Source organism: Kitasatospora purpeofusca, from assembly GCF_036010405.1.
Taxonomy (GTDB): Bacteria; Actinomycetota; Actinomycetes; order Streptomycetales; family Streptomycetaceae; genus Kitasatospora; species Kitasatospora purpeofusca.
Map to the genome: position 1 here is coordinate 3,290,537 of NZ_CP108561.1, position 14,287 is coordinate 3,304,823.

Below are 14,287 nucleotides of genomic sequence, written 5' to 3' on the forward strand. Positions count from 1 at the left end.
TGGCAGGCCCCCCTGGGTCTGCCACCGAGCAGGGAGCCTCCGCCCCGTTCGGGGCGGAGGCGGGGTAAGGACTCCTTACCCCATAACTTGCTCCGCCTGGAGCCTGATCACGGTCACTCTCCGGTGCCTGCGTGGTGCCGTCCTGGTCGGAGGCGGTCACCGGCTGGCCTCGCTGTCGCGCTGGCGGATTTCGAGGAGGAGGTCCTCGACGAAGTCGAGGGCGAGGACGGGGTGGTGGAGGGTCCAGGGGCGCGAGTGCCGGCCTCGCTGGACGCTGCGGGCACCGTCCGGACCGGTTTCGACGCGGTGGACGTGGCCGCGCTGGGTGAGGACGGCGAGCCAGGAGTCCGCCTCGGCCCAGGTGGCGGGGGTGGTGCGCATGGTGGGGTGCTCCCGTTCGGCGGTGGGGCGGGTGGGTGACCGCCGGGATGACCTGGTCGTCACTCCGGCGGTCAGGCGGTTGGTCAGTTCCGGTCGGCCGCGGCCGGCTGACCGTGCTGTTCGCGCAGCTGGGCCATCAGCTGGGTCAGGGTGTCGGAGGACAGGGGGATCTGCTGACCGCGGATCGCCTGGGCGACCACCTTGCGGGTCAGCTTGTCCTGCTGGCTGACCGCCTGCCGTGCGATCTTCAGCAGATCCTCGGTGTCCAGGTCAGGGCGGCGGTCAGCGTCCCGGCCAGTGACCGGCGGGGCGGTGACCGGCGGCTCGACCGGCTGACCGGGGGCCTCGGCGGGGCTGACCGGCGGGGCGGTCACCGACGGCTCGACTGGCGGTCGGTCAGTGACCGGCTGGCCGGTGTCCGGGTGACCGCCCAGGTCAGAGGGCTTGGTCAGGCTGACCGCGCTGACCGGGGTCAGCTGCGGCTGCGGGGTCAGGTCGGTGACCGGGCGGCTGACCGTGGCGGTGACCGGGCCGCTGACCGGCTGACCGGGGGCGGGGTGACCGGCGCTGTCCTGACCAGCGGCCAGAGCCACCGGATGCCCGGTCAGTCCGGTCTCCTCGGCGGTGACCTGACCTCGGTCCGGGGTGTCCTGACCCCGGTCAGTTTCGGCCGGTCGGTCAGCGTGACCGTCCCGGCCGGTGGGGCTGACCGGTCCTCGGGCGATGAGGATGTAGAGGTGGACGGCCCCGGCCAGGGCGAGCGGAGCGATGGTGGACAGCACCGCGACCACCGTGTCGCCCAGCCGGAGGCCGGCGGTCGTGTTCTGCTCGTTCAGCCGGACGGCGTGCAGAGCGTTGGCCCACAGGCTCGTACCGGTGGCCGCGCCGAAGAGCGTCCACACGTAGATCCGGGCCCTCAGCGGTGCGGTGCGCAGGACCAGCAGCGCGCGGACCCCGTAGGCGATGAAGCCGTCGACGATGATCGGGAAGAGGTAGGTGAGGAAGCCTCGGACGTGGATAGCGACGGCCATCTGCTGGAGGGCGGAGAAGCTCAGCGCGCAGCCGGAGGCGCCGAGGGCGATGACGACGGCCCGGTCCCAGGCGGTGACGCGGGCGGCGGTCGGGGCGGTGGCGGTGGCGGTGCTCATGCGGCCGTCCCGAAGTCGGCGCAGGTCAGCTGCGCGGTGCTGGTAGTGCCGTGGGCGGCCGAGGCGGCGCGGGTGGCTTCCTCGGCGATCTGGCGGTGGCGGATCGCGCGGCGGGTTTCGCGGTAGAGCTTGAGGGCGTGCTCCGGGCTGATCTTGAGGAGCCGGGCGAGGCGGTCGACGGGGACGCCCTGGCGGTACCCGGCGAGGACGACCGCGCGGCGCTCGGCCTTCGTGAGGGAGATGTCGCGCCCGGCCAGGGTGGCGTTGACGCGGCTGTAGTCGAGGCGGTCGTTGATCTTGGCGTGCAGGGGTTCGCGCTCCTCCTCTGTGTAGCCGCCCCGGATTCCGTGGGTGTCGCTTGTCTCCAGGGCGGCATCCAGGCAGATGCGGGCGACCGGGCACTGGGCGCACAACGCCTTGGCGGTGGCGATCTTGTCGGCTTCCTCCGGCCCGGGGAAGAAGGTCTCCGGGTCGACGGGGTTGTACTCGGTCGGGGTGCAGACGGCCTGGTCCTGCCAGGTGTGGTCGCCGAGCGAGCGGTGGCGGGCAGGGCTGGTCGTGGTAGTCATGCGGGGTTGCTCCGATCGCTCTCCGCGCGCGAGGTCGGCGTCGGCGGAGAGGGCGCTGGGTCGGTGAAGGTCTGGCGGCGCGCCGTAGGGCGGCCGGGCACTGCGGCCGTCAGGCGGCGCGCTGGAGGCGTCTGCGGTCGACCAGCTCGAACTCGACCCGGGTGGTCATCTGGGCGAGCCGGGAGGTGACGCGGTCACCGAGGTGGGCCTTGAGATCCCTGATCTGCAGGTTCGTGGTGATCAGGGTGGGGAGCATGTGGTTATACCGGCGGTTGATCAGCCGGTACGTCTGCTCTTCGACGAACTCGCTCGACTTGGCGGCGCCGAGGTCGTCGAGGATCAGCAGCGGCACCCGGCTGTAGGCGGCGAGGACCCGCTCGGAGTCGGTGTCCGAGCTGGGCCGAAGCTCGGCGTACAGGTCGGCAGCGGTGGTGGCGCGCCAGCGCACGCCGATGCCGGCCTGCACGAGGGCGCGTACGGCGCCGTACGCCTCGTGGGTCTTGCCCGCGCCGACGACTCCGGCCATCAGCAGGCTGGGGCCGGTGGTTACCTGGCGGCGGGCGCCGGTGCTCGGGGCGGTGGCCTGGGCGGCGATCTGCCGTACCCAGGCCAGGACCTGCGGGTGTGTGGCGAGCGCGTCGCGGTAGCGCGGCGGCAGTCCGGCCGACAGCGCCTCCTCCGCCGAGTAGGGCTCCGGCTCGTCCGGCAGGGCGTCGACCGCGTGCTGGTCGATGCCCCGGGCGGCGAGGATGCGGGCCATCCGGTCGAGCACCGAGGGGGCGTCGGCGAGGGTCTGCGGGTCGCGGTGGGTGCGCATCACAGCTCCTCGGCGTAGGCGGTGGCTGCGTCGACCGGGTTGGTCCACGCCTGGTGAGCGGGCACGTTAGGCCGGAATCCCGGCCGCGCCAAACCGGCGCCTCGTGCGTTCATGGCGTCGTTGACCAGGCTCGGGAGCCGGGAGGGGTGGCCCTGGATCTCGGCATAGCGCCGCAGCCCGGTGCGGACGTGGTCGGCGGCGATGCCCTCGTCCAGCAGGGTCTTGACGACCTTGCCGAGGTGGCCGATCACGCTGCCCGGCGGGCGCTCGGCGCAGGCGGCGACGTACTCGCCGACCAGCTGGCCTGCCGAGACGGTGTCCGCGTCGGGCGCCTGGCGCCCCGTAGGGAAAGAAGATCCAGGATCCAAGATCCTAGATCCAGGCGCCGAGGGCTCCGGGAGGCTTCGGTGAGCCTTCGGGGAGGCTTCGGCGAATGCCGTCTGACCTGCGGTTTTCTGGGAGGTCGGGACGGGCTGCGGCTCGGCGTCGATCGCCGGAGCGGCTGCTCTGGTGGCGGCGGGAGCCGTCTGCGCGGTGGCAGCCGGGAGGGGCTCGTTCGGCTGCTGGAGGGCTGCGGGAGTGTTCGTCGAAGCCTCGGCGAACACTCGGGGAGCGCTCGCGGCGGCCTCGGCCACCGTGCCCGGGGTGTCGGCGAGGGCGGCCCGCTGGATGCAGGAGCCCTTGCAGACGCCGCACCGCTCCGGCTCGCAGTGCGGGCAGGCCGGCAGACGGCTGAGCGACGGCTTGTCGATCTTCTGGTGGTTGCGCCAGGTCGGGTAGTGGAAGTACCGCCGCCCGTCGCAACCGGTGTACCGGCAGACCGCTCCAGCGGTGGCGAGTTGCTGCAGGTGGTCCTCGACGTCTGCGCGGCTGATCTCCTCGCGCATCGGCCAGACGAGGCCGTAGACGATCGCCGCGTTGTCGCGGTGGCGGCCGTGGTCGTCGGCATGGTTGGTCATCCCGAGAAAGGTGACCATGGCCGGGATCGACACCTCGGCCAGCGTCTCGGAGACCCAGGTCTCCGGCTTGACCGATCGGATGCGGGCCATGTCAGCGGCCCCGGACCGCGGTGACAGCGAGCTGCCCGGTGGCGAGGTCGACGCTGTGCGGGCGGGTCCAGTCCGCCTCCGGCCAGGTCCGCTGCACCCAGCGGGCCGCGACCTTGGTGGTGGTGCGACTCAGCTCGAGCTGCTCGCCGCGCTCGTCGATCGCCACCGTGTAGGGGTGGGGCCACCGGCGCTTCGGGTCGGCCAGGCTGACGTGGACGCTGGCCGCGCCGGGGATCATGTCCGCGAGCTGGACGCCAAGCCGCTGCTGGCTCTGGCTGGGCGCCGCGTAGCGGGCTTCCCCTGAAAGACTGGGCATGCGATACTCCTGGATTCGTAGGAGCGCGCGCGGCGGTCTCTCGTGCAAAAGAAGTCCCGCCGCTCGCGAGTTGTGATCGGCACCCTCGGGTGCTGGCCCGGCGTCCAGGAGTTGGTAGCTCCGGGGCGCCGGTCTCATTTCGCCCTGATTCGTGCAGGGCTCGCCCTCTGCGGCACCGCCTCTCCCCTCTGCTCGTTGGGCGCCGCCCTGCGGGGACGACGAACATACGTAGACGCGTGCGGCAAGTCCATCCCTTACTCCGCAGGGCAGTACGGGTCGGGCCGGGCTCGCGACGGCCGGTGTCGGGAGTCGTTCCACGACCGGTCGGCGCCACGTGATTGCCGAATCCGGCGGCCCGTTGCGCAAGTGACCGCAACAAGGGAGCATGCACACGGGTCGCCAGAGGCTGGCGCCTTGGAGAGGCGGAGCCCCTCCAGCGGCGCGATACAGAAACGTACGTTAGTTGCGCAGATGTATCAAGCCTGGGCTACAGTGGTCTCAACACCGCCCCGACCTGCCCGCTCATCACCCCGCTGGAGTTCATGTGCCCCCACGTCAATTCGACGGCAAGCGCGTACGCGCTGCCCGGCGGGGCATGGACCTTAACCTGGATGAGCTGGGCGCCGAGGTCGGCGTCAGTGGGCCCACCGTCTCGCGCTGGGAGAACGGCGAAGACCACCCCAAGGGCGAGAAGCTCCCCGCGATTGCAGCCGCGCTCGGTCAGCCGCTCGATGTTCTCTTCCCCCATGACGGCCCGGCGGACCTGCAGCTTCTGCGGTGCGATGCCGGCCTCAGTGTGGCGCAAGCCGCCGCGATCATCGGCACGAGCCGCGCACCAGTGAGCAACGCGGAGTCCGGTCGGCGCAGGCTCAGCGATGCCTACGTGCTACCGCTCGCCGAGGCGTACGGGGTGACCGAGGCGGTGCTGCTAGCCGCCCAGGACTGCTCGTTCGGCCTTCGGCCCGCCGCCTCCCGTCACGAGCAGGCACCGGCCCCCCGTACCATCGGCGAGAAGATCAACTATCTCCTGGAGCACGGATACGCGGGCCAGGAGGCACCGTCTGACGACGAGATCGCGCGCGCCGTGAACGCTCACGCGGGCGAGGCAGTCGTTACGGTCGAGGACATCGCCTCCCTGCGCACGGGCGCCACGACCGACGCTTCCGATGCGGTGCGCGCCGGCCTGGCCGACGCGCTCCAGGTCGACGCCGCCCTCTTCCAGGACGATGCCGAGGTCAACCCAGCGGCTCGCGAGTTCCTGGAGGCGATCCGCTTCCTCGGTTCGATCCAACGGGGACAGATCCTCGGTCTTGCTGCACGCGGCAACGGCGGGGGCCTGTCCACCGAGATGATGGCCACGATCAACAATCTCGTCGGGGAGCTGCGGCACAAGCTGCCCGAGGTGCAGGACGGGGACTGACGCCGAGCTGCGCCCGCCGGGCGAACCCGGAGCACCCCACGCGCGCTGCCGGCGCCCTCCTCGACATGCCGACCAACGGGCGCGACTCAGCTGAGCCCTGCCGCAGTACGCGGACAACGGGCTTGTCCTGGAAGCGAACAGGCCACCCGGTCAGCAGCCGGATGGCGCGGTGGGACCGGTCTCGCGTCAGAAGTATTCAAAGATCAATTAAGACTCCGCCGTGCAATTTCGATCTTGGAATTATCACGCTAAGTAGTGCGATCTTCGCAACATGCCGGTCCGGTCGTATCACACGTTGATCCTTGTACGATTAGCTCTGGGTCAGGCCGCCGATCGGCTTTAGTACACCTCAAGCACAGTTCTCCTAGCTACTAGCGCCTCGCGTACGAGCATCAGGATGGGGCTGGCGGTGAAAACCTGTGGCATTTCAATGGAGCGACTATGCGTTGGCGTAGAGACCCTTCACGGCGCGCACTTGTGAAGGAATGCGAGAAACTGCTCGCCGACCTCCCCACCCCAGCTCCATTCAGCATCGAGGCGCTGGTGCGAAAGATGGAGGGAGCGCTGGGTCGCCAGATTCGGCTAGTGCCGCTGGATGACCCCGATGGGGGGCTGGGCACGGCATGTGGCCTCCGCGTCAAGGCGCCGGAGTTCACAATCATTCTCTATCGTCGCCGTACAAGTCGAAATCAAACCGAGCACATCATCCTCCATGAGCTCGCACATGAGTGGCTGGACCACGGGACTACCCTGACGGCGGCGGAGGTTGAGCGATACGTCCCTGAGCGGATTCGCCAGGAGGTAATTCGTCGTTTCCCGTCAACTCTGGTGCAAGGGCGCGTAGATTTTGGCAGCCCCGAGGAGCAGCAGGCCGAGCTTTCAGCCTCGCTGATAAAGCGATTGGCTCGCCGCCAGTCGATCGCGGGAGATGACATGGTTAGTCTCCTTGAGTCCTCGCTCGCCCACCCAGTTGCTCCGCCACGACGCAGGCGCTAGCCGCGATCGCGCGGCGACCACGGAGGCGAGAACGCCAGCCTTGCGATTCACTCCATATCAAACAGTCCATCTGCTGGCAATTAAGGCTGTCATCAGTCGACCTTCCGGTCGGCAAGTAGGCAGTCTGCACAGACAACCACTGGTTACATGTTCGAGTACTTTAAATACCTGACTGCGATAGTGATGGCCGCAATCGCCGTATGGCGATTCCCTGCGGTTCGTTACGGCGATTTTCACCGCCGGGCACTGTGGGGCGGCTATGCAGGATTCGCCGTAGCCCTGTGGCTGTACACGCCAGCAGTAATGAGTGCCGTAGATCGCATTCCCGTGGTGGATCTAGACGCCCTGCTGAGACATTTTGCCAGCACTGCAGCGACCATCGCAGCCCTGACCTACGTCTCCACTAGCTACGGGAAGAGCACGGAGGCAGTTGTGCCCCGTCACGTAGTGGTCTCGCGGTGGATCGCCCGTGCGTCCTATAGGGCTGGGGCTGTTGGCGTCGTTTTGCTCACGGTCCTGTTTTTCACGGTGGTGGACCGCAGGGTGCAGAGCCAAGATTTCCTCATCGACCACGCTGGGCAGTGGGGCGTCGCGGTCTATATGAGCGTCTTCTACTTCTTCCCGCTTGTCACGGCTGCAGTTTGCGGCTACCAGTGGACGAGAGCGGCGCGGCAGGCCGAGTGTGCGAGCATGCGCATCGGGCTGACTTTGATGGCGGTCGCGATGTGGATGGGGCTTGTCCATTCACTGGCCCGTCCCGGACTCTTGTGGGTCGCGGTGATCTTCCCCCTGAGTCCCTCCACAGTGCAGCTCGTCGTAGACGCCGAATCGCTATGGATGGACCTACTTTTCCTTATCGTCGCTATTGGAGCGAGCATTCCCACTAGTCGCGCGGTAGTGGGCCGATGGAAGACGTGGCGTACCCTGAACCGGATCTATCCGCTCTGGTTCGACCTGGCGGAGGCATTTCCTGGGACGAGCCTGTATCCACCTGGGAAGCGCCTCACGGAATTTATGCAAGTGCGCGTTCCGATTGACGTCCGCCTCGATCGGTGGACTCAGGATATTGCTGACGCCTGTGAGAAACTGCGCTATTACGCTCCACGGGGCCTGATATTCGCCGCAGAGGATTTTACCGCCTCGCATTCCGATCCTGAGCCGACCGCAGAGGCGTACTGGATTAAGGCCGCACTCAAGGCCGTTGACACCGCACCTGCAAGTGTGGACGCCTCCGTCCCTCTGCGAGAGAAGCCCTTCGTTGATACCGACAGCGAAGCGGCGTGGCTCGCACGCGTCAGCGCGGCCTATTCGAATATTACTGAGGACCAGGCGCAGGAGCTTCTCGTGTACGCGGCAGGAGAGGAGTTCGAAGAAGAATGCCCCAAGATGATCCGGCCCGCAACGTAGCGATCTTGAACGGGTCGGAGAGTGAGATTTAGCACCATCCGCTTCGTGGACTGGTTTGGTACCGTGGGTGGGCGGGCTAGTAGGTCTTCATCCGCCCGTAGGTGCGCCCTGGCCTGCGACGCACAGTTGCTATCGTCACCATATGTAGCCGGGGCTGTGATGCCGTCCTTTCTGGATGGGCGTCCGAATTCTCAGCAATCAATGGAGTTCCCGCATGTCCAACCGCACTGGCCTCATCCTCGATTTCGGCGGAGTGCTCACCACGCCGCTGCTTCCGGCAGTGCTCGCCTTCGAGCAGCGCGAGGGCCTGCCGCAGGGCGCCTGTCTTACGGCCCTGTACAAGGACGAGACAGGCGTCCGGATCACCAGTGACCTTGAGCGTGGCGCGGTCTCCCAGACTGAGTGGAACGAGTTCGCTGGCAAGATGCTGGGCGTGTCCCCCGACAACCTCATGGGCCGCATCTTCGGCGACCTGCGCCCCGAGCCGCGGCTGATCAACGCGGCTGCTGCAGCGAGGCGCGCGGGGATCAAGGTGGGCATCCTGTCCAACAGCGTGGGACTGGCCCCCTGGGACCTGTACGACGGCTACGAGCTTGAGCGGCTGTACGACGTCGTGGTGATCTCTGAGCAGCACCTGATGCGCAAGCCCGACCCGGAGCTGTTCGAGGTTACGCTCAAGCTGATGGACCTGCCGGCCGAGCAGTGCATCTTCGTCGACGACACTGAGGCGTACGTGCAGGCAGCGGAGCAGCTCGGCCTTGCAGGGGTGCACAACCAGGACCCCACGCGGACGGTCGCCACTCTCTCCGACCTGCTCGGCGTGGACCTCACCGCGTAGTAGGCCGGCGCCTCGGAGGTCCGAGGTCAAGAACAGCGAAGGGACCGCGGCGTTGTTCCCCTGCCGGGGCACCGCTACGGTCCCCTCGCTGTCGTACCGGCAACCGGTCGTCGCCGAGGCGTAGACGCGGGCCTCGGTGCCGACTGCAATCAGGTCTTCGGGATTGGCGCCGTAGGCGGCGATGAGTTCGTCTCGACGTTGGCAGCGATGCTGCTGACATTGCGGCGGTTGACCCCGGGTTGGCTCCTGCCGACGACGGTGCTCGATCAAGCCGGACAGGTCCGCTAGCAAGCGGAGGCTAGCGGACCTGGCCTGCGGGCGCCTCGCCGCCGGCATCGGCCAGGTTAGGCGAGCACACCGGTGCCGGCAGCGCTCGGCGTCCACTACCTGCGATGTGACAACTCACCTCGATCGTAGGTCGAGTGTGTACCGCAGCTCGGGAATGGTGAAGCCCCTGATCGTTTCTTCGCGGGTGATGCCGTCGGTACACCAGCCGTGCCGTTCGTAGAGTCTGCGCGCGCGGGCGTTGGCGGTGAGCACCCACAGCGTCGCCTTGTCGAACCCGTCGCGGTGCAGGACGTCGTGAGCTGCTCGGACGAGATTGGATGCCAGGCCGTTCCCCCATTGTTGCGGTGCCACGTTCAGCGCCCAGAGTTCTCCCGCGCCGTCCGCGTCCGCGTCGCGGCCAGGACCGACGTGAGCGAAGCCCAGTGGAGCTCCGCTCACCTCAGCGACCAAGATCTTCTCTCTCGGGTCACGGTCCCTACTCAAGGTCAGTTGCCACGTTGCCGTGCGACGCTCCAGCGTCGTCGCGTCGAGCAGGCCCTGCGGCATGAGGCCGGCGTACCCGACCAGCCAAGCATCAAGGTGCACTCGGGCCAGCGCTGGACCGTCGCCGGCGACCGCTTCTCGGATCAGCATGTTGAAGTCCTTCCGGTCTGTTACCCGCCCCTCGGCGAGGCGGGTAACAGGAATCAGCGGCGTCCAGCTGCCATCAGGTGAAGATGATCGATCACCGAGTCCGTGTCCGTCAGGTCAGCCAGGACCACGTGGGCGCCAGCGTCTCGTAGCTGGTCGGCGCTGTGCACGCCCGTGGCGACAGCGATGATCTCCGTATCGTTCGCCAGTGCGGCCTCCACGTCGCGGGGAGTGTCGCCGACCAGCACGACGGGGGTTGACACGGGAAGCCCACATGCCTGGCTCACCCGGAGCCGAGCCACCGGGACGAGAGCCTGCCGCTCCACATCGTCGGCTCCGTAGGCACCCACTCCCAGGTCCACAAGGCCATCAAGGTCGAATGCCGACAACTTCGTTCTGGCGTTCTCGGCGATGTTCCCCGTCAGCACGGAACTGATCAGCCACCCCTCACGCTGGACCGACTCCAGCGTCTCTCTCACGCCTGGCAGGACGCACCCTCGGCGGCGCAGCGCGGCCGTCAGCTGACGCCCGGCCGTTTCAAGGGCACCATTCACCACTGGCCATTCCGGCACTGCCAGGCCGTGCAGGAGGAACATCTCGCGCATGATCAGGCGGTCGGTCCGGCCGTCTGTCGCTGCCGGCGCCACGGGTGGGTGCCCCGCGATGGACGAGAACGCGCTGGCATAGATCTCTTTGCTCACGCCCCCGTTGTCGATGAGGGTGTGATCGATGTCCCACAAGACGATGAGCGCCATTGGGTCAGCGTAGGCAGCACGTCGGGCAATCGTCGGCCGCGTCGCGTCCCAAGACGTCCTTGCGAGTCCCGGCGGGGTCCGGTTGGATATCGGCTGTGAACGAGCGATTGCGCTCCGCACTCGCCCAACGCGGCGTGCCCCCCGCGGCACTCGCTACGGTCTGCGAGGTGGACCCCAAGACCGTGATCCGCTGGTTAGGCGGTCGCGTACCCCATGCTCGCCACCGGTGGGCTGTTGCCCATCACCTCCAGGTGGACGAGACCTTCCTCTGGCCGGAGCCCCGTCCCCGAGCCGCGCAGGTCACCGGTCCCGGCGCCGGCCTCGTGGCCACCTACCCTGACCGTGCCAGCGTTCCGCGGGAGTTGTGGCTCTCCCTGCTGCTGGAAGCTGAGCAGGGCATCGACGTGCTGGTGTTCTCGGGGACGTTCTTCGCCCAGTCGAACCCGCGCATCGCCACGATGCTGGCGCAGCGCGCGGCGGCCGGAGTGAAGGTCCGGCTGTGCTTCGGTGACCCGCACGGTCGCGCGGTGGCGATCCGCGGACGTGAGGAGGGCATCGGCGATGCCCTCGCAGCGAAGATCGGCGCCTCGCTGACCTACTACCGGCCGTTGCTGGGCACGTCCGGCTGCGAGATCCGCCTTCACGACACCACGTTGTACAGCTCATTGTTCCGCTACGACGACGACCTGCTGGTAAACCCGCATGTCTGGGGCCGACCAGCGTCCGCCAACCCGCTGCTGCACCTTCAGAAGGACGGCGAGTTGGGCTGGTTCGACGGCTACGCTCAGAGCTTCGACGCGGTCTGGGGCTCCGCCCGGCCGTGGACCAACGACACGGAGGGGAGCCAGTCTCATGGCCGGCAGGACTGAGTACTACGGCGATCCGGACGCACCGGCGGCGAACTCGCTGGTCCCTGCGAGCAACCTGCTCGTGCAGAACGAGGCCGGCGAGATCCTGCTGCAGCGCCGCCGCGACACCGGGCAGTGGGCGCTGCCCGGCGGGAAGCAGGATATCGGCGAGTCCGCCGCCGATTGCGCGGTGCGCGAGTGCGAGGAGGAGACCGGGATCAAGGCGGAGATCACCGGTCTGCTTGGGGTCTACTCCAACCCGGAGCACATCGTCGTCTACAGCAGCAACGGCGAAGCCCGCCAGCAGTTCGAGGTGGCGTACATCGGCCGCCCGATCGGCGGTACCCCGACGATCAACGAAGAGGCCGACGGTGTGCGCTGGGTGCGGCCGGTCGACCTGGACAAGTACGACATCCACCCGAGCATGCGTCAGCAGATCGGCCACTTCCTCAGTGGCCGGTACCCCTACCTCGGCTGACTCGCGACGGCGAGCCGGTGTTCGGTGCGGGCCACCGCCGCCTCGAGCTCCGGCTGCGCGCGCTGGATGAACCGTCCCACCAGCGTCCCGACTCCGTACCGGTTTACGATCTCCGCGACCCGGTCACGGGCGCTGGTCGGCCCTCCGTCGGGAGTGGTGGTCATGTCGCAGAAGATCAGGGCGTCCACCAGCACCTGGTCATCGAGCATCGGGAACTCGTCCTCCAGCGTCTCGCGCAGCCCGCGCTCCCCAGCTTCCAGCAGGGCGATCGAGTGGTTGGCCACCAGTCGCACGAGACGCGCGTCCGCGCCGTGCTCGTCCCGCAGGAATCGGGCGCCGTCGAGGGGATGAAAGCCCGTCAACGCCAGGCGGGGTGCGTAGCCGACATCGTGGAGCACCGCGGCTGCGACCAGCAGGCCATGATCCGGCCCGGCGACCGCGGCCAGCTGTTCGGCTTGGCGTGCAACCCCCTGGGAGTGCGACCACCGCCTCGGCAGGGTGTCCGCCAGCTCCTGCTCGGCGATCCGCCGCGCCCACTGTGGCAAGGTCTCCGTCACGGTGTCAGCCTCCCCGCCTGTCGCCTGGTGCATGCGTTGCTGCAGGAGGGCACGCACTGTCTGGGCCACCGCCGTAGCGATGGCCCAGGCAGCGGCCTCTCCTGCACGGCAGGCCCGGATGCGCTGTTCCGGGCCTGCCGGCGGTACGACTACCTCGTTGCTGCCGGGGTCAAGGATTTGCAGCCGAGCCAGCGCTGCAGCACCGGAGGAACCGCGACGGTGCCGTCCGGCTGCTGGTGCTGTTCCAGCAGAGCCGGCACCAGGCGGCTGGTCGCCAGCCCGGAGCCGTTGAGGGTGTGCACGTAGCCGGGCTTTCCTGTTGCGGGGCGGTAGCGGATGTTGCCGCGCCGGGCCTGGTAGTCCCGGGCGTTCGATACCGAGCTCACCTCGACGTAGCCGTCGATGCTGGGCAGCCAGACCTCGACGTCGAAGGTCTTGGCCATCGAGGCGCTGGTGTCCTCGGCGGCCAGCCGGGTGATTCGGTGGTGCAGGCCGAGTGCCTCAACCAAGTTGGCTGCCTTGGTAAGGAGTTCCTCGTGGGCGGCGTCGGAGGCGTTGGGGTGAGCGAACTGGAACATCTCGACCTTGTTGAACTGGTGACCGCGAAGGGTTCCACGGTCGGCGGCGCGGTAGCTGCCGGCCTCGCGCCGGTAGCAGGGCGAGTAGGCGACGTACTTGCGCGGAAGTTCGTCCTCCGTCAGGACCTCGTCCCGGTGGAGGTTGACCAGCGCGGTCTCCGAGGTCGGCAGCAGGAACCGCTGCGGCCCGGCCGGACCCTGTTCGAGCGCGAATACGTCCTCGGTGAACTTGGGGAACTGTCCTGCGGCGTAGCCAGCCTGATAGGTCAGCAGGTGCGGCGGCAGGATCAGCTCGTAGCCGTCCTGGACGTGGGTCTCGATGAAGAAGTTGAGCAGCGCCCATTCGAGGAGGGCGCCGTTGCCGCGGTAGACCCAGTTGCCGGTGCCGCCGAGCTTGACCCCGCGCTCGTAGTCGATCAGCCCCAGCCGGCGGGCCAGATCGACGTGATTGTGCGGCTCGAAGTCGAAGGCCGGCCGGGTGCCGTGCTCGCGGACGACCTGGTTCTGCTCCTTGCCGCCGGCCGGCACGTCCTCGTCGGGCAGGTTGGGCAGTTGGTCGAGGAATGCCTGGCGCTCGCCGGCCAGGGCGGTGAGCTGCTCTTCGAGTGCGGCAAGGCGGGTACCGAGTTCGGTTGCCTCGGTGCGCTTGGCGACGGCGGCCGGGTCCGCCGGGTCGAGCCGCGCGATCTCGCGAGAGATCTGCTTGCGCTCGGCGCGTAGCGTCTCGACCTCGGTCGTGCCATGCCTGTACTTCTCGTCCAGGGCGAGGAAGGCGGTGAGGTCGATGTGAACGGCTCGCTTCGCCAGCGCGCGCTCGACGCGCTGGGGGTGCTCACGGATCACGGTGATGTCTAGCATTTCGGGTCCCATCGATCAGTCGGAGTCCGACGTGATCCCTTGGGGGCGTGGGCGAGAAGGGAACTCGCGGTGCCACCACGCCTTCGCCGTCATCCGGAGATGACGGCCTCGACAGCTCGATAACGGGAGCGAACCGGCGGGGCATTGGGCCGCAATCGGCCGTTCCTCCCCGCACTCGGGAGGGGATTCACCCCAGGACGCGAGACTGCCTTCCCAGCTGCCGGCAGCTCTCTCGGCTCGCGTGCCCTGCGGCTACTTGTCTCCGTCAGCGCGTTGCCCAGAGGATAGAACGCCCAGGGCGCCACGAGCAACGCAGAATCGCCGTCCAGATTCGGCCGATCACCCTGAGTGACG

General features: G+C 68.1%; 15 protein-coding genes. 5 read left to right on the plus strand and 10 right to left on the minus strand.

Annotated features, from left to right (window positions below; genetic code table 11):
* Positions 1-156: 156 nt before the first annotated feature.
* The 6 genes from OG715_RS14300 to OG715_RS14325 all read right to left on the minus strand — a co-directional run bounded on the left by OG715_RS14300 (position 157) and on the right by OG715_RS14325 (position 4,280).
* Positions 157-381: a hypothetical protein gene (locus tag OG715_RS14300; RefSeq protein ID WP_033817820.1), complete on the minus strand. Its 225-nt coding sequence runs from the start codon at positions 379-381 to the stop codon at positions 157-159.
* Between the two features lie 83 nt (positions 382-464).
* Positions 465-1,529 (minus strand): DUF2637 domain-containing protein, encoded by a 1,065-nt coding sequence (locus OG715_RS14305; RefSeq protein ID WP_266269107.1) that lies wholly within the window; start codon positions 1,527-1,529, stop codon positions 465-467.
* Complete coding sequence (locus tag OG715_RS14310) at positions 1,526-2,098, minus strand: WhiB family transcriptional regulator (protein ID WP_266269108.1); 573 nt, start codon at positions 2,096-2,098, stop codon at positions 1,526-1,528. Before OG715_RS14310 ends, OG715_RS14305 begins: the two co-directional genes overlap by 4 nt.
* 109 nt (positions 2,099-2,207) lie before the next feature.
* On the minus strand, positions 2,208-2,915 hold the full coding sequence (locus OG715_RS14315; RefSeq protein WP_266269110.1) for an ATP-binding protein: 708 nt from the start codon (positions 2,913-2,915) through the stop codon (positions 2,208-2,210).
* Positions 2,915-3,964, minus strand: a complete 1,050-nt coding sequence (locus OG715_RS14320; RefSeq protein ID WP_266269111.1) for a hypothetical protein — start codon at positions 3,962-3,964, stop codon at positions 2,915-2,917. Before OG715_RS14320 ends, OG715_RS14315 begins: the two co-directional genes overlap by 1 nt.
* 1 nt (position 3,965) lies before the next feature.
* Positions 3,966-4,280: a transcriptional regulator gene (locus OG715_RS14325; RefSeq protein ID WP_266269112.1), complete on the minus strand. Its 315-nt coding sequence runs from the start codon at positions 4,278-4,280 to the stop codon at positions 3,966-3,968.
* Positions 4,281-4,824: 544 nt separating this feature from the next.
* On the opposite strand from OG715_RS14325, the gene OG715_RS14330 reads away from it, so the two are divergent.
* The 3 genes from OG715_RS14330 to OG715_RS14340 all read left to right on the plus strand — a co-directional run bounded on the left by OG715_RS14330 (position 4,825) and on the right by OG715_RS14340 (position 8,941).
* Positions 4,825-5,700, plus strand: coding sequence for a helix-turn-helix domain-containing protein (locus tag OG715_RS14330; protein WP_266269113.1), 876 nt, complete (start codon positions 4,825-4,827; stop codon positions 5,698-5,700).
* Between the two features lie 1,143 nt (positions 5,701-6,843).
* On the plus strand, positions 6,844-8,103 hold the full coding sequence (locus OG715_RS14335) for an MAB_1171c family putative transporter (RefSeq protein ID WP_266269114.1): 1,260 nt from the start codon (positions 6,844-6,846) through the stop codon (positions 8,101-8,103).
* Positions 8,104-8,317: 214 nt separating this feature from the next.
* Positions 8,318-8,941: an HAD-IA family hydrolase gene (locus OG715_RS14340; RefSeq protein ID WP_266269115.1), complete on the plus strand. Its 624-nt coding sequence runs from the start codon at positions 8,318-8,320 to the stop codon at positions 8,939-8,941.
* 402 nt (positions 8,942-9,343) lie between these two features.
* On the opposite strand, the gene OG715_RS14345 is transcribed toward OG715_RS14340, so the two are convergent.
* Complete coding sequence (locus OG715_RS14345; RefSeq protein ID WP_266269117.1) at positions 9,344-9,862, minus strand: GNAT family N-acetyltransferase; 519 nt, start codon at positions 9,860-9,862, stop codon at positions 9,344-9,346.
* A gap of 53 nt (positions 9,863-9,915) precedes the next feature.
* On the minus strand, positions 9,916-10,614 hold the full coding sequence (locus tag OG715_RS14350) for an HAD family hydrolase (RefSeq protein WP_266269118.1): 699 nt from the start codon (positions 10,612-10,614) through the stop codon (positions 9,916-9,918).
* A 95-nt stretch (positions 10,615-10,709) separates the two neighbouring features.
* On the opposite strand from OG715_RS14350, the gene OG715_RS14355 reads away from it, so the two are divergent.
* Positions 10,710-11,483, plus strand: a complete 774-nt coding sequence (locus OG715_RS14355) for an XRE family transcriptional regulator (protein WP_266269119.1) — start codon at positions 10,710-10,712, stop codon at positions 11,481-11,483.
* A complete protein-coding gene (locus OG715_RS14360; RefSeq protein WP_266269121.1) occupies positions 11,467-11,940 on the plus strand; it encodes an NUDIX hydrolase in 474 nt (157 codons plus the stop codon). Before OG715_RS14355 ends, OG715_RS14360 begins: the two co-directional genes overlap by 17 nt.
* Here the strand turns inward: OG715_RS14360 and OG715_RS14365 are convergent.
* Entirely contained in the window at positions 11,928-12,497 is a 570-nt protein-coding gene (locus OG715_RS14365; RefSeq protein ID WP_266269122.1) for an HD domain-containing protein, read from the minus strand. The two genes, OG715_RS14360 and OG715_RS14365, sit on opposite strands and share 13 nt — an antisense overlap.
* Positions 12,498-12,646: 149 nt before the next feature.
* Positions 12,647-13,933, minus strand: a complete 1,287-nt coding sequence (gene serS / locus OG715_RS14370) for a serine--tRNA ligase (protein WP_266269123.1) — start codon at positions 13,931-13,933, stop codon at positions 12,647-12,649.
* Positions 13,934-14,287: the final 354 nt, after the last annotated feature.

What these genes read in the sequence shown, in the direction of transcription:
- OG715_RS14340 (WP_266269115.1), top strand. Translation starts at nt 8,318, where the DNA reads ATGTCCAACCGCACTGGCCTCATCCTCGATTTCGGCGGAGTGCTCACC.
- OG715_RS14300 (WP_033817820.1), bottom strand. Translation starts at nt 381, where the DNA reads ATGCGCACCACCCCCGCCACCTGGGCCGAGGCGGACTCCTGGCTCGCC.
- OG715_RS14325 (WP_266269112.1), bottom strand. Translation starts at nt 4,280, where the DNA reads ATGCCCAGTCTTTCAGGGGAAGCCCGCTACGCGGCGCCCAGCCAGAGC.
- OG715_RS14360 (WP_266269121.1), top strand. Translation starts at nt 11,467, where the DNA reads ATGGCCGGCAGGACTGAGTACTACGGCGATCCGGACGCACCGGCGGCG.
- OG715_RS14310 (WP_266269108.1), bottom strand. Translation starts at nt 2,098, where the DNA reads ATGACTACCACGACCAGCCCTGCCCGCCACCGCTCGCTCGGCGACCAC.
- serS (WP_266269123.1), bottom strand. Translation starts at nt 13,933, where the DNA reads ATGCTAGACATCACCGTGATCCGTGAGCACCCCCAGCGCGTCGAGCGC.
- OG715_RS14320 (WP_266269111.1), bottom strand. Translation starts at nt 3,964, where the DNA reads ATGGCCCGCATCCGATCGGTCAAGCCGGAGACCTGGGTCTCCGAGACG.
- OG715_RS14315 (WP_266269110.1), bottom strand. Translation starts at nt 2,915, where the DNA reads ATGCGCACCCACCGCGACCCGCAGACCCTCGCCGACGCCCCCTCGGTG.
- OG715_RS14335 (WP_266269114.1), top strand. Translation starts at nt 6,844, where the DNA reads ATGTTCGAGTACTTTAAATACCTGACTGCGATAGTGATGGCCGCAATC.
- OG715_RS14350 (WP_266269118.1), bottom strand. Translation starts at nt 10,614, where the DNA reads ATGGCGCTCATCGTCTTGTGGGACATCGATCACACCCTCATCGACAAC.
- OG715_RS14305 (WP_266269107.1), bottom strand. Translation starts at nt 1,529, where the DNA reads ATGAGCACCGCCACCGCCACCGCCCCGACCGCCGCCCGCGTCACCGCC.
- OG715_RS14345 (WP_266269117.1), bottom strand. Translation starts at nt 9,862, where the DNA reads ATGCTGATCCGAGAAGCGGTCGCCGGCGACGGTCCAGCGCTGGCCCGA.